General features: G+C 67.0%; 1 protein-coding gene (running past one end of the window). It reads right to left on the reverse strand.

All coding sequences use genetic code 11. The features are described 5' to 3' along the window. Positions 1-15,886, reverse strand: the 3' portion of a protein-coding gene (locus IQ782_RS09085; protein WP_194134305.1) for an LEPR-XLL domain-containing protein. It continues 13,919 nt past the right edge of the window; 15,886 of the gene's 29,805 nt are visible here — the last part of the coding sequence; its start codon lies off the right edge, out of view — the gene reads right to left on this strand; the stop codon is at positions 1-3.

Here is a 15,886-nt window from a genome sequence, read left to right on the forward strand (position 1 = left end):
TTACGCCGAGCGGATGCCCCGCAGACGAGCCAGCAGGCCCCGCCGGCGCGGCTCCGCATCCGCCGCCATCCGGTCGATGCGGAGCGCCTCTGGGCGAGGCCCGGCCGAGGGGCCGCGCTTCGGCTTCGCCAGCGTCGCCGCCGCGGCCAGCGAGACGGCTCCGGCCGCATCCTGCCTGCGCGCGGCGAAGAGCTGCTCTGCCTCTGCGGCAGCGACGAGCGTTCCGGTCTCGCCGTCAAAGACCAGCGCGGCGCGCTTGCCCTTGCCCGGTGCGGCCGGCTCCGGCGTCACCGGGATCGGGTCGGCCTGAGACGGGTCGTCATCGCGCACCACGGCACTGTCCAGCTCGCTTGGATCGATGGCGATCCGGGTCTGGCTCTCCAGCTCTTCGGCCATGATCGCAAGCTGGTCATGCTCGTAGCCCAGCAGGTGTCCGATCTCGTGGCGCAGCACCGTCAGAAGATCGACCCCGCTCGCGATGAGCGTGCCGCCTTCGTCTGCGCTGCCGGTCACATGCCAGCCGGCCCCGGCCGCCGTGACGTCGATCAGGATGGTGTTTTCGCCGAGCGTCCGCGCCAGCGTGGACCCCTCGAGTTCCGTCACCACAAGCGACACGCTGCCGAGCTTGTCGAGATCGGCATCCGTCAGCAGCCCGCTGGCGATCCAGTCCGCGACCGCCTCCTCGTAGACCCGCTGGAGATCGGCGTCATCCAGCGCGCCCGCGGTGACGTAGCTGTCCCCGGTCACAGCCGCCTGGCTGTCCTGCGCCAACTTCAGCGCGGTTTCGAAGGCCTCGTCGTCGGTGGCGAGGCGGAAGTTGTCGAAGACCGCCTCTCCCTCGAGCACCGTGAGGCCGAAGCCGCCGTCGACCAGAACGGCGTTGAAGCCGAAGTTGGCGACAGTGGTGCCGTTGACCGTGATGCCCAGGCCGGCGCCCTGCATGGTGAGCTGAAGGTGCTGGACCGCATCGGGGCTCATGTCGAAGGCAAAGCTGCCGTCGATCACCAGCCCGTCCTCGGCCGTGGCGTGGCCGACGATCACCCGGTCGCCAACCGGATCGAGCGCCACGAACTTGTAGTGCAGCGCATCGTAGCGGTCGAAGACGAAGCCCGCGATGCCGGAGGTCGTCAGGTCAACCTCCATCTCGAGCACCGAATTGGCCTGCAGCCCGACACCAAGATCGACGGTCTGCATCGCCGGGGCGGTGCCGTTGACCGTGCCGATCAGGGTGCCCGAGGTCTCGACCCAGCCGCTCGACTGGTTCACCCGCGGCAGCTCCATCACCGGCGGCGCGAAATCGTCGGTCTCGTCCAGCGTCCAGGTCGGCGGAAGCACCTGCACCCGGAAGTTGTCGACCTGGCCCTTCGAGCCATCCATCGCCACGCCGACCATGCCGCGGTTGAGCGGGATGGGATCGCCGTAGACGTCGATACGCGGGGTGAAGGTGTAGGTGAAATACTGCACCCCGTTGACCGCCAGCGTCACGTTGGTGCCGTTCACCGCCACCAGCGTCTCGTAGGTGGTGTTCGGCTTCAGGTGCACCGGCCCGGTGGACTGGGCGACGTAGTGGATGCCCTGCTCGTCGTAATAGCCCATGACGATCTTGTCGTTCGAGACGTCGATCCCGGCGAACTTGAAGTCCTGGTCGTTGCGGTAGTCGAAGACCACATAGGCGTTGGCCTTCCAGCCGCCGGTCGGCTTGATCAGCTTGAACTGGGCCTGCACCTCGAAATACGTCGGCAGGTAGTCGTCGAGCAGGAAGACCGACGAGGCGACGCTGGTGGTGGTTTCGGATTCGATGGTCATCACCCCGCCGGTCGCGGTGAACTTGCCGCGATCCACCGAGAAGCCGTCGCCCGAGCGGTCATTGAAATCCGCCGTGCGCAGGATGTCGCGCCGCCCGCCGGGGATGTTGCCAGCCTGCGGATCGGTCGGCGGGCCGGACTGGTCCTGCCAGAAGCCATGGTCGCGCTGGGTCACCAGGCCGATCTCGCCATAGGGATCGCCCTGCTGCTGGATCACCGCCGAATAGCGGCTGTCGTGGTTGGGATCGCCCTGGTCCGTGGTGCGGGTCATGTCCACCCCGTCGCTGGCCGCCTGCGCGGCGAGGAAGTCCCAGAGCTGGGGCGGCACCTGCCGGCTGACCGTCGCGATCCCGAATGGCGCGAAGGGCACGATGTAGGAGTTGAACTCGCCAAGGTGGTCGATCAGCCGGTCGCCGCCGGTATTGCCGATCAGGATGTCGAGCCCCGCGCCGCCGAACACCCGGTCCTCCCAGGTGTAATGGGTTTCCGGCGTGTCATTCAGCCCCATGTCGCCGCCGGGGTTGTCGGCCGAGCCATAGCTGCCGTCATCGTAGCTGCTGCCCGGTCCGCCCATCACGTCGTCTGCGTTGATCAGGTCGTTGCCGAAACCGCCGTAGATGTGGTCGCGCCCGGTGCCGCCCACCAGCCAGTCGTTGCCCATGTCGCCGAAGATCCGGTCATCCCCGTCGCTGTGCACGGACTTGAGCGAGCTTGCGACCGGCGTGCCGTTGGGCTCGAAATCGGTGTAGCCCTCAAGCAGGATACCCTCGTTGTCGCGGGCGTTCAGGAAGTAGTGCTTGTAGACATATTCACCGTCCACCATGAGGTTCGGGTTGGGGTCGTCGGCCTCGCCCCAGACGGTGCCGTCGGACTTGAACAGGATGATCCGGCGCGGGTCATACTCGTCGTAAAGCAGGAATTCGCCCGTGCGCGCCCGGACCGGGGTCGGCTCGTTCCAGTGCGGATCGCCGTCGTAGAACATCAGAAGGTTGCCCGGATTCCACGGCCGCGTGTAGTCGGTGCGCGCGATGCCCAGCAGATCGGTGTAGGGCCCCTGCGGTGCCGAGGCACCGTAGAGCTGGACGTAGCTTTCCGGCAGCGCTTCCTGGCCGCCGATGGCATCGTCGCCGGACCCGCCGTGCAGGAAGTCGTCGCCGAGACCGCCGAAGATCACGTCGTCGGCGAAGAGCGGATCGTGATCCGCCGGGTTGGCCGAGGCGACCGGCACGAGCACCGCGCCCTCGACCACGTCATAGGGCGTGAGATCGACCGATTTGGTCAGCTCGCCCGCCCGGTTGATCAGCGCGCGCTGCACCTGGCCGGGGGTGTAGATTTCCTCGTTCAGCACGTTGCCCTGGCTGGTGCGGCTGTCCGGATCGCCGTTCAGCAGCGCCCAGATGCCATACAGGCTTTCGGAATATTCCGTGCCGTAGTTGCCGAAGCTGCGGGTGTTGCCCTTGAGGCTGACCGCGCCATCCGAGGACAGGCCCTCGTTCCGGCTGGTGAAGATCCGCCCGTCGTCGCCCAGCACGCCATCGGTGCCGGTGCCGCCGGAGATCCAGTCGTTGCCCCAACCGCCGATGATGTCGTCATTGTCGGCGTCACCATAGGCGATGTCATTGCCCCCGCCGAGGTAGACGACATCGTCGCCCGTCTCGCCATGCACCTCGTCCGCACCGCCGATATCGACCAGCGACCAGAAGCCGTAGGTGCTGCGCCACAGGTCGGATCCCGCGGACAGACCGGCGTTCTTGTCGGCCGAGACCGGGGTCTCGAGATCGTAGAGCGCCGATGCGTAGTCGGGTCCGCCCGGCGTGTAGTCGAGCAGGCTGACCCCCCGGACGATGATCCGCTCGCCACCCTCGTCATTGTAGCCGGTGTCGCGGACGTTGCTGTTCGGGTTCAGGAATTCGCCGATGTTCACGTCGTAGTCGAAGGATAGGTAGAGCCCGTTGCGCTGCAGGTAGCGCGCGCCGTAGAGCGCCCCGAAGACATCCGGGTCGTCATGGGCGATCGGGGCGAGATCGAGCAGGTCGATGCCGTTGATCCCCACCAGCCTGACGATGTCGGCGTTGTCCCCGGCGATCACGTCGGCATCTCGGGCATTGCGGCCCGCGCCCACCACCTGATCATCCTCGAAGCCCGCCGTGCCGTCGTCGGCGGCGCGCTCGTCGTTGCGGTCAATCCGGTCGCCGGTGCCGCCGAACAGCATGTCGTTGCCGTCCGGGCGCAGATCCGGCGTGATCAGGCCGAAGAAGCTCGACGAACCGCCGACGATGTCATCCTGGCCCAGGCCACCGAAGACGATGTCGCAACCGCCGCCACCCTCGATGTAGTCGTTGCCATCTGTGGCGTGATCCCCCTCGGTCGCCGCAACGATCTTGAGCGCGCCGACCGGCTCGAACATAGAGGCCGCGACCCGCCCGGCGCTGACGTAGCGCGTCGGGACGATGAGCCCGCCGTAGGGGGTTTCGGCACCCTGCCCGCTCAACGTGCCGTCGCCCCGCGTGGCGATCGCCGCGTCGATGGCACCGTCCCCCTGGATGATGTCGTTGCCGAGCTGGCCGAAGAGCATGTCGTTGCCCGCGCCGCCAGCGATGTGGTCATTCCCGAAGGAGCCGACCCCGGCGAGCCCGGCCTCGATCTCGAAGGAATGGTACTCGGCGTAGTCGATCTCGTATTCCGTCCACCAGCCCGGCCCGTTGGGGTCGCGGTAGTCGCGGGCAATGCGGTTTCCGGTCTCGTCGAGCGAGACCATCAGCTCGCCGCTGCCGCCCTCGGTGATCTCCCACAGGCCGGTGGAAGCGTTGAAGACGCCATAGCCTGCCTCGCCCGGACGGTCGGTGCGCGAGTAGATCAGCGCCCCCGCGAGGGTCTGGAACCGCAGGCTCTTGATGTCGTCGTAGAGATCACCGTCCGCGACGATCCCGTCCTCGCCCGCCATGCGGTAGAGATTGACGTTGTCGCCGAAGATCAGATCGTCCCCCGCGCCGCCATCGAGCATGTCGTTGCCCGCGCCGCCGATCAGCACGTCGTCCAGCTCCGAGCCGAAGAGCACGTCGTCGCCGCCGGTCTGCGGCTGCTGCGAGACGATGGCAAGCACCGAGTCGAGCCGCGTGGTCTGGATCTTCTGCAGCAGCTGCCCTGTCACCGGAACGCCGAAGAGCTCGTTCGGATCGGGCAGGTTCGGATCTACCACGAACTGCTCCACCCGGCCGTGGTCGCCGAAAATGATGTCCGGGGTGCCGTCGGCAAGACCCGAGCCATTGCCGTCGATCACGTCGTTGCCGGCACCGAAGACGTTCAGAAGCCCGGCCAGGATCAGCGGATCGGTCGGCCGGTTGCCGAGCGGGTCGCGCACCGGGCTGGCGACCGGGTCGATGGATCCGTCGCCACGCGGCAGCGCCGGGTCGGCGGTTGGCAGCGGGCTTGCATCCAGCGTGGTGACGTAGAGCGCCCGCGTCAGGATGTTCACGTTGAGACCGCTGTCGCCGTAGATATGGTCGGTGCCGCGGTTGCCGATGATCGTGTCGTCACCCGAGCCGCCGGCCAGATGGTCGCCGGCCTGCGAGCCGATGATCAGGTCGTTGCCCATCCCGCCGTAGACCGAGAGGCCCACCGAGATCATCTGCGCCGCAAGCGTGTCCGAGACGCCGTCGCCGTCGAAATCAGCGAAGAGCGCCGAGGCGTCGATCACGTCATTTCCGTGCCATTTGAACGGGTTGGCTAGAGCGAAGACCCATTCGTCGTCCTCGTTCTCCTGATCGGAGAGCTTGGGGAAGGGATCGAAGGGCTTCTCGCCCATCTCGAGTCCGAGCCGGTCGTAGGAATGGCCCGAGTACCACATTCCGTCCTGGCTGGTGTCGCCGTAGATGACGAGCGGGCTGTCCGGTCCGGCCCCGCCGGTGACGATGAAGTGGTCACCGCCGACCCGCTGACCACCCGAGGTGGTGACGTCGATGGTGACGATGCGCAGCAGCGACGGCCCGTCGCAGCCGCAGAGCGCGCTCAGGGCCGTGTCCTGAAGCACCAGCTTGGCGCCGTCGACCGCCGCGATCTGGAAGCCGCCGGCGTAGCCTTCGATGAAGATGACGCTGCCCACCGTGAACGCCGGTCCCCAGGCGGAGCCGTCGTCGGTGGTCACCACCGTCTCGAGGCCGCCGCCGAATTGCTCGACCGCCACGGTCACCAGCACCTCGACGACCGTCTGCCTTGCCTCGGCCTGATAGATCAAGAACTTGCCCTGCGTGTCCGCGGTGAAGACGTTGTCATAGCTGACCGCCGGACCGGCGAGCGGATCGCTGAGCACGATCTGGCTGTCGCGACCCCAGCTCTGGAACGGATTGTCCTCGCCGAAGCTCGCCGCATCGTCCTTGGTAAGGCTGCGGATCTCGAGGATGACACGGGTATGCGCCTCGCCCTCGAGCTGCACCACCTGACCGACGGCGAAGCCGGTATCGTCGCTGAAACTCCGCCCGTCGAGCCGGGTCACCACCGTCTCGCCATTGGCCGTATCGAGGTGGAAGCTGCCGTCAACGTTGACGTAGAGGTTGCCGCCGCCATGCAGCGTGGTCAGCCCGCCGTGCGCACCCTGCACCCAGAACTGGCTGGTGAGCGCACCATTGGCGAGGCCGGTGCCCTCGACGGTGATCGCGCCGCCATCGATCTCGACGATCCGGTATTGCAGCCGGTCCTCGCCGATGCCGATCTGGAGCAGATGCCCCGCGAGGAAGCCGTCCTCTTCCCAGGAGCCGCCGCTGCGCGTGATCGTCGCTAGGCCGGTCGCGGCATTGGCCACCACCACGTCGAGCACCTCGAAGACCTCCTTGTCCTCTGCCACCAGCTTCACGTCGACCCCTGGCACCGCCGGCGTCAGCGCCGCGAAATCACCGGGCGCAAGGTCGTTCTGTGTGTCGAGCACCAGGATCGAGTTGTCGTTGGGATTGCGCAGCGGGTTGCCCAGACTGTCGAGATCCGCCAGCGAGTAGGCCAGCGCGTCCTCGATCGCGATCACCCGTCCGATGAAGGTCTGTACGCCGTTGCGGACGACATAAACGTCCTGTCCGACGACGAAGCCCTCGGCCTTCCAGTCGAAGCCGTCGAGCTTGACGACGTTCTTGCCGGCGTATTCGGCGATGAAATCCTCGTCCGCGGCCGTCCAACCTTCGGTGAACCCGAAGGCATTCTCGGCCGAGACATGCGGCGCGGGATTGAGCGTACCCTCGACCTCGATCAGGTCGTTGCCTTCACCGAGCAGCAGGTTCACCACCTCGATGGTGCTGACCTGGCTGTCGTTGCTCACGCCGCCGGAGCCGAAGTTCACCTTGCCGAAGCTGATACCGCCCGGATAGGTCAGCGTCACCGGACCGCCATCGTCGTTGCCCTCGCCGAAGAGCGGGCCGCCGACGAAGGGGAAGACGATGTCCGGACCCATGTTGAAGCCCGACAGCGTGGTATCGGTCAGCACGCCCGACGTGTCCGCCTTGCTGCCGTCGTTGAAGATGTTCAGCACATCGATCTGCTGGCTTTCCGGCGGCTGCGCGCCGATGGCGATCAGGAAGTCATCCGTTTCGCCAGGCAGCTTGACGCCGGGGCTCAGCGAGCGGTCTGCCCCCGAGGGGCCCCCCTCCACCGCCAGCGGGCCGCGGATGTTGCTGAGCAGATGCGCCTTGACCGGGAAGATCTTGACGCCCTCGCGGGTGGTCGGCACGTCGTAATAGGGATCAGCCGTCAGCTCGACGGTCTGGAACTTGTAGAAGTTGCCCTCGATCACCATCTTCGTGGCCGGGTCGTCCGGCGTGAAGCTGGCGATCATCGCGATCCGGTTCACCTCGACCACGATCGGACCAGAGGTCAGCCAGCCCGCCGCCTCGAACGCGTCGTTCTTCTCGAAGGTGAACTGCATCGTGGCATCCTTCGTGGCGTTGAAGCCGCGAAGGATGGCGATCTTGGCGTCGATGAACTGCGCCGGGTTGGCGACATTGGTGATGCGCACGCGCATCCCCTCGACGAAACCCTCGCTCAGCCAGCCCTGAACGCCGTAGTTGGCGTCATTCTGCGGGTCCGCCTCGCCGGTCAGCGCCTCGAGCCGGTTGAGCCGGAAGCTGCCGTCAGCGGCCTGCACGAGCTCGGCCTCGCCGGTCCAGATCTCGGTCTCGATCAGCTTGGACAGCAGGACGTTCTCGACGCCCGCGGCCACCGCCGACGCCGGGAAGGGGTTGCCTGCGGTCGGGATCAGCCGCAGCCATTGACCCTCGGCGGTATCGACCACCGACACCTCGTAATCGCCATCGAAGCCGCCGCTGTTGAAGACGCGGATCAGGTCGCCGACCGCCCAGCCCTCGGAGACGAAGTTGCCCAGCTCGGCACCGGTCCCGCGGCTGACCAGCATCTCGGTGCCGTCGCTGTCGAAGTCGAGCGTGCCGCTGAAGAGTTGCACCGGGCGCTCACCGCCGATGGTCTGGTAGGAGACCGGCAGGGCGAGGTCGATCACCCCGTCGCCGTCGGTGTCATAGCCCACGCCGGTCACATCGGCGAGCCCGTCGGTCAGGAAGGCGACCTCGACCGTCTCGGTCGGTGCCAGCGTCAGCCGGAGCTTGTAGCTGTCGAGCTTCTCGGTGTCGGCGACGAGGACGCGGGCATAGTCGTCCGCCTGCGCCGCCAGCGCGGCGCCGGAGTAGGTCAGCACGCCGTTGTCGGTGCCGCCGATCGACAGGATCACCCGCGACTGGGTCGCCCCGCCGCGGCCCTCGATCATGATCGTGTCGCCCTCGCCGAAGCCGGCGGCGATCCAGTCGAAATTGCCGGTGATGGTGGTGCCTGCAAAATCGAAGATCCCGGCCTTTGCCGTCAGCGGCACGAGCACGGTGTCCTTGCCGGTCTCGATCACCACCGAGCCCGCGGTCTCGTCGTCGAAGATCTCGACGTCGAGCAGCCCGGTGCCCGAGCGCAGGTTGGGGAAGAGGTAGTCTCCCGCCGCGTTGTGGGTCACCTCTTCGCCCAGACCGAGCACCCGCGTCGCGGCCGCGCCCGCGGCGCTGCCGAGGCTGACCCCGGTCGCCGCGACGTCGAGCAGCGCGGTGAGCCCGCCATCCTCGAAGCCGACGATGGTGGCGCCGGAGAGCCCGCCGATGCCGCTCAGGGTGAGCGCTTCAAGGCCGAAGCCCGATGCGATCCAGCCGCCGGACCCGAGGGTGAGCTTGACCCGCTCGGTGCCCTGGTCGCTCCAGCTGCCCACCGTCATGGTCTGGTCTATGGTCTGCTGGTTCATCCCGAAGCTCAGCACCCCGGTCTGCGGATCCTCGCGCACATCGTCGTCGCGCTGGAGGATGTCGATCACGACCGGCTTGTCCCAATTGGTGCTGTCGAAGGTGATCGTGTGGTAGGTCTCGTCGAAGCGGCCCGTGCCGCCGTCGCGCAGTTCGAATGCCTTGTCCGAAAGGTCTGCAAGGCCCGCGCTGCCGGCGAGGTCGCCGAAGTTCACCTTGACGGTGATGCTGTCGCCCGGTGCGACCTCACGCGAGAGCTGCACGAGGATCTTGTCGCCGAGCCCGGTCACGCTGCCACCCTCGACGATCAGCGAGCGCTGGTCCTCGACATAGCCGGTGACCACGCCGCCAGAGATCGTCACGCTGTCATAGGCCACCTCGGTCACCAGCACGCCGGGCGTGTCATTGTCGCGCAGCTGGACCTCGACGTTGCGCACGTCGACCGCGTCGTAGTCGTCAGAGGTGCGCGAAATCACCGAATGCTGCACCACGACCACCCGGTCGCCCTCGGCCCGCTGATCATCGACAGCCCAGAGATGCACGTCAAAGCCGGTGTCCCAATTGCTGGCATCGAAGCGCAGCACGACCGAGCGGTTCGGAACGTAGAAGGTCTGGCCGTCGATCACCACCGCCCGCAGGAAGCTGTCGTTGACGGCGATGCTGCCCGGCTCGAGATAGGTGATGGTCTCGGGTGCGCCGGGGAAACCGCCCAGGTAGTAGTCCGATGCGAGGATCCGCGACTGGCCCACGGTGCCGGCGCCGTAGCTGCCGCCCGCGTCGGTCGCGGTGATCCACATGGTGTCGGCCTCGCCGTTCTCCAGCGGGAAGGGGTTGGCGAAGCTGTCGTCCTGCTCCTCCTGCCAGGACCGCGCCGCCGAGACGGTGACGTAGACCACCTCGCCCGCGGTCAGCTTGCGGCCGAGCCGGACGGTGTAATCGTCATAGGCATTCGGCCCGCCCTCGCGGATGGCGGTGAACCCGTCGGTGCCTTCGTCGATGATGACGAGCCCCTCGCCGTCCTTGACCACGTTGTAGTCGAGCCCGTCGATCACCAGACCATCATAGAGGATGTCATCGGAGCGCACGAGATGATCGGCGGCGCCGGAGACGCCCTCGAGCTCGCGGGTGACGATGTCTTCCTGCACGTCGCCGGCCACCTCGATGATGTCGGAGCCAAGACCGCCGATCACCCGGTAGGCGACGCCGAAGGCGGTGGACTGGACGTAGAACTTGTCATCCCCCTCGAGCCCGTCGACCTCGACCACCTCGACCGTGGAATAGCGGACGTTGAGCCCGGCGCCGAAGATGCCCTTGTCGGTGATCGCGATGTCGTCGGCGAACTCGGTGCCAAGGATCACCAGCTTGTCGAAGCCGGTGCCGCCATCGACGGAAACCGGGGCGTTGATGTTGTAGCGCACCTCGTCCTGGCCGCCGCCGGCGCGGATGTCGGGCGCCTGCGCGACCGAGAAGCCAAGACCGATCTGCGGCTGCGCGACGCCGTCCGCGTCGAGCAGGATCTCGTCATCCGTGGTGTCGCCCACGGTCAGGTACAGGTCGAGATAGTTGATCCCGCCGTCGCCGTTGCGGTCGAAGACATAGCTCGGAGCACCGTTTTTCAGCGCCGCCTTCAGGAAGGCTGCGTCGGAACGTCCGGCGATGGCTGCCTCGAAGGCGGCGCTGCCCTGCTCGAAGCCGAGCGTCAGGAGCGCGACCCCGGCGTCGAGATCAAGCAGATCGATCGCCCCGTCATCGTTCCAGTCGTGGTCGCTGGTCGCCGCGATGGCAAAGGCACGGACGATGAACAGATCGTTGTTGTCGTCGCCCTCGAGCCGCAGCTCGGACTGGTTGGAGTAGACCCGGAAGGTGTCATTGCCGGTGCCGCCCTGCACCAGCAGCGGGGCCGAGCTGCCGCGACTCAGCCAGCCGCGGGTGGTGGGCCGAAGGTCGGGGAAGACATCCTGCGCGAGCAGGTTTCCATCGGCCACATTGCGGTTGGCACCGAAGATCTGGCCGATCTGGAAGCTGTCGTTGCCGGCACCGCCGTCGAGCGTCGCGGTCACGGTGACATCATCGGAGAAGAAGGCGTCGTTGCCGCCTCGCCCCTCGACCGTCAGCCGCCCGTTGAGCCCGTCGTCGTAGCTGATCCGCTGCACCTCGGCGCTGTCCTCGTTGCCGGGCAGCGTGTCCTGATAGGGATCGAGCGTGCCATGCAGCAGCGCGACATAGCCCGGCCGGCTGGCGCTCTCATGTGGCAGGAAGGCGGCGGCGCGCAGCAGGAAGATGTCATCGACCGGATCGCTGGTGCCGTTGGCGCTGCTGTCGAAGCCGTAGATCGCCAGTTCGTCGACGCCGTCATCCTCGGCGCCGGTGTCGAGCACGTTGATGATGTAGTTTCGAGCGTCCCCCTGCGAGCCCAGCGTGAACACCTCGTAGGTGTCGCTGTCGGACTGGCCGTCGAGGGTCAGAGTGTGCTCGGCGAGAACCGAGAGCGTGTAGACCAAGCCGTCCGAGGCGTTGCCCGGCTCGGCGCTGTTGTAGGGGTCGGTGACATAGCCAACTGTGGCGAGAGCCGGAGAGGTCTGCGCCGCGGCATCCTGTAGGTAGTAGACGACGAAGTGATCCTCGCCATCGTTGCGCAGCTCGGGCGCGGCATAGACAGGGGTCGCCGCCAGGCTGCTGCCGTGCACGCGGGTCTTGGAGCCGAGGAAGATGTAGCCCGCCGAGCCCCAGGCGGTGGTGCCGCCCGCGCCGCCGGTGTCGCCGAACTGGAAGAGATCCATGTCGGCGTTGCCGTAGATCGAGGTGATCCGGTCGGCATCGGTGACATCCGCATCGTCGTCGTCGGGCCGGAAGGTCCCGATCGGCGCCGTGCGCGGGGTTCCGGCGGGCAGACCGGTGCCGCGGTTGCCAAGCGTGACCATCACCGCACCGGCGATGATCTGGCCGCGCAGCACGACCTCGGTGCCGTAGCCCGGATCGGCGGCGACGCTGGCGCCGTGGATACCCAGGCTGTCGCCGTGGATGTCGATCGCCTTGGCGGCGACCACGGCGCTGTTCGCATGGGTCGCCATGTCGTCGCCGACATGCAGCGTCACGGCGCCCTGCTCGGCGAGGATCAGCCCGTGCGCCAGAATCCGCGGCGCGTCATCGTGGAAGCCCGGCCCGACGAGGGCGTCGGTCTCGGCAAACCGCGCGCTGCCACCCTTGACCAGTTGCAGGTCATCCCCGTCGATCCCGATCGAGCCGCCCTCGCGAACGGTCAGCAGGATATCGCCCTGGTAGGCATGGGCGAGCACGAGACGCAGCTCGCCCCGCACCTCGGTGAGGTAGATGTGCCTGGTCGCCTCAAGCCCGACGTCGTCGCTGTCGGCCGCCAGGTCATTGACCTGACCGAGCTGGCTGCGCTGCGCGGGATTGGTATTGAGATGGCCGCTCGCGTTGCGGCTGTCGATTTCGAACGGATTCAGCAGCGTCCCGATGGAGGCATTCGTCCCGTTCGCGTCGAGGTCGATGGTCCGGCCGATCACGTTGGCGAGGGTCGGATCGCTTGCGTTGGCATCGAAGATCGAGCCCGCGGTCGTGCGCAGCGACACGTCGTGCACCGTGGTGACGATATGCACCCGCAGGTTGCCCGCGACCTCGTCGAGGAAGATGCCCTGCGTCCGCGCGATGCTGCCCGACGCGTCGAAGGCCCGCAGGACGCCGAACCCGTTCCCGGCCGAAGAGACGTCGATCTCGATGAAGTTGTCGGTGCGACCGATGCCGCCACTGAGCCCGCTGTCGAGCACGGTGGGATTGACGATCTGTCCCGCCACGTCGGCGTGGTCCGGGTTCACGAAGGAGGCCGCCGCCACCAGCGTGACGTTGTTGCCGGAGATATCCGCGGTGGCCGAGTTGAGATCCCCGTCCGCATCGATGAAGCGCTGCGGCGAATAGAGCAGCACATCGTTGCCGGTCGAGATGATGGTGCCGATGCGGAAGTCGCCGGTGATCTCGGTCGCGGCGATGTAGCCGTCGGTGATGATCGAGGTGTCGCCGTCCCCGACGGCAACGCCGGTCCGGTCGAGCTCGATCAGCGCCAGCACGTTGATCGTGTCGGCCACGACGAGCGGCGCGCTGTCGACCGCCTCTACCCGGATGTTGCCCTCGCCATCCGCGCCGGTCGCGGCGAAGCCTGCCTGCAGGCCCGCGATGGTCCGATCGCCCGAAAGGTCGAGGCCGCGGAAGTCATAGGTCGTCGGCGTCAGCGTGGTGCCGGTTCCATAGGCGCCGCGGCTCAGCCCCTGCGGGCTGCCCTGCGGCGCAGAGAGCGTCTTGTCGAACTTGGTGTAATAGACGTAGGTCTCCGGATCGACAAAGCCGTTCCGGTGCTTGACGATCACCCCGCCAGAGGCGCCGGTGCCGCTCTGCAGATAGCTTGGCCGCAGCCAGACATCCATGTCATCGCCCGCGGCAATCCGGTCGACGTTCACGATGTAGGTGCCCGCGGCGGAATTCTGCGCGTCAAGATCGGTCCGGATCAGCGCCCGCACATCAAGATGCACGTCGTTGCCCGCATCGACGGTGAAGCTCTCGACCCCGGTGAACCTGTGCAGATCGGTCAGCTTCGACGGATCGATGCTGAGGTTGATCGCGCTGCCGGTCAGGTCGGCATTGCCGTAAAGCTGCACCGCGATCATGCCGGTGTCGGGGTTATAGGCATCGGCACCGAAGGAGAGGTAATAGAAGCCGCCGTCGGCCAGGCCGCCGATAGCGCTGCCCGAGACCACGTCGTAGCGGACCATCTGGCCCTCGAAGAAGCGGTTGCCGAGCCCGAGGAAGACGGTATCGCCCAGCCCGTTCACCTGCCCGGTGCGGAACTGGAAGCTCTGTGGGGCGTCGTCGCTCTCCACGATGTCGATCACCACCCTGTCGGCGGCCGACCCCGCGTCCTCGGCCGCATCTATGTTCAGCGTCTCGGTCCGCACCACGCCGGCGCCGCGGGCTTGCGTGCCCAGCACCGAGCCGCCGAGCGCGACGATGGTGGTCACCCCGATCGGGTTCTCGATGATGCCGTTCAGCAGCACGTCGCCGGTCCCGGTCGAGGCGATCTCGATATAGGTGGGCGCAACGTCGTTCTCGATGTCGAAGGTCAGCGTCATCTCGCCATCGCTGTAGAGCGGGTTCAGCGTCACGATGGGTTGGCGATCGGCAAGGACGTCGATGTCGTTGATCTGGATGTCGTAATCCGAAAGGTTCAGGATCTCGACCCGCTGCAGCGTGTCGCGGAAGGTCCAGGTACCGCCCGACCCCGCGATGGACCCGGACTCGAAGGCCACGTCGCCCGGCCCCGGATTGACGATGTCGTTCACGTAGATCTTGTCGCGCTGGATGGTGCCCGAGGTCGCCTCGGTCCGGCCCGGCCCGTCGTTGATCGTGACATTGACCGCGGTGTCGATATAGGCGCCATCCGGCCCGTTCACGACCACCAGCTTCTTGGTCACCAGCTCGGGCGAGCGGCCCGAGAGGATCAGCACGTCGCTGGAGAAGGTGATGGCATCGCTCACCTCCACCACGAGATTGTCGTCGGCGTTGCCCGCCGCGAGCGACCGGCGCGAGACCTTCGATTCCTGCGAGATATCATTGTCCGACACGCCCGCGACGACGAGGAAGGCAAGCCGCTGCTCGTCGTAATCGGCCTCGTCGTAATCGTAGGCCGCTAGGTCGCCCGTGCCGGTCTCGTCGCGCGGACCGGCGGTGAAGAGCGCAGCCGCCGTGCCGGTGATGCGCGCGTGAAGCCGCTGTTCGGTATGGCTGTCGGCGCGCACGTAGCCGAAGACCCCGGTCGAGCGGGCGTAGGCGTCGGTGCGCAGATCGTTGCCGGTCACCTGCGACAGCACGTCGATCCCCTCCCAGCCGGTGACGCTCGCGTTGCCATCCACCGTGACATCCGTGTCGAGGGTGAGCCGGGCGTAGGCGTCCGAGGTGCCCTCGGCATAGAAGCCGCCGCCGCGACCGTCGGACTCGGAGGTGACATCGGTGCCGGTGCCATGGGCGTCGAGGCTGACCTCGTTGCCCTCGATCAGGGCCGCGCTGCCGACGCTGATGCCGAGGTCAGAGTTGAGCATGTCGAAGCGCGACTGGGCATTGCCGTCACCGCCGATCCCGATTCCCGAGGCATAGGCCTTGGCGCGGCCGGTCATTGCCCCGCCGACGCGGACATCGACAAGGTCGCCCGCGAGCATGACCGCGCTGCCGTTGATCGTGACGTTGGCCGCGTAATCGGCCTTGATGATCGCCCGCGCCGTGGCGAGCCCGATCGCCCCGCCGGTGGTGGTCTTGCTGTCGGCGACGAAATGTCCGCCAGCATCGGCCGAGATGAGGATGTCCTCGGCGGCCACGATCTGGGTGCCGGTGCCGATGGTCACGTCGCTCCGGGTGACCTGCCCGTCTTGGTTAATCTTTGCGTCGGCCCTGCCATAGGCGATGAGCCCGCCGTTGCCGTTGCGGCCATTGGTCGATCCTTCCACATCGCCGGACGCGGCTATGCTGACGGTGCCGCCGGCGGCGATCAGCGAGGCCTGCACATCGACATCGATGTCGAAGGCGGCGGTGAGAAGGGCCTCTTGCAGAGAGATATCGCCGAGGACCGAGCCGCCCGAGCCTTTCACCACCGCCGAGGAAGTGCCGTCACCGGCCTGCGGCGCGATGGTCGCCAGCGAGACACCGTCCGGCCCGAGCAGGGTGTGCTCCAGGAAGCTGCCGCCGTTGCTGTCGGTGAGGTCGATGCGAAGCTGGTAGACCTCGGTCTCGGCCTGCTCGGTCAGGTTCACG

Origin of the sequence: Salipiger mangrovisoli (genome assembly GCF_015223355.1) — a bacterium.
Classification (GTDB): domain Bacteria; phylum Pseudomonadota; class Alphaproteobacteria; order Rhodobacterales; family Rhodobacteraceae; genus Salipiger; species Salipiger mangrovisoli.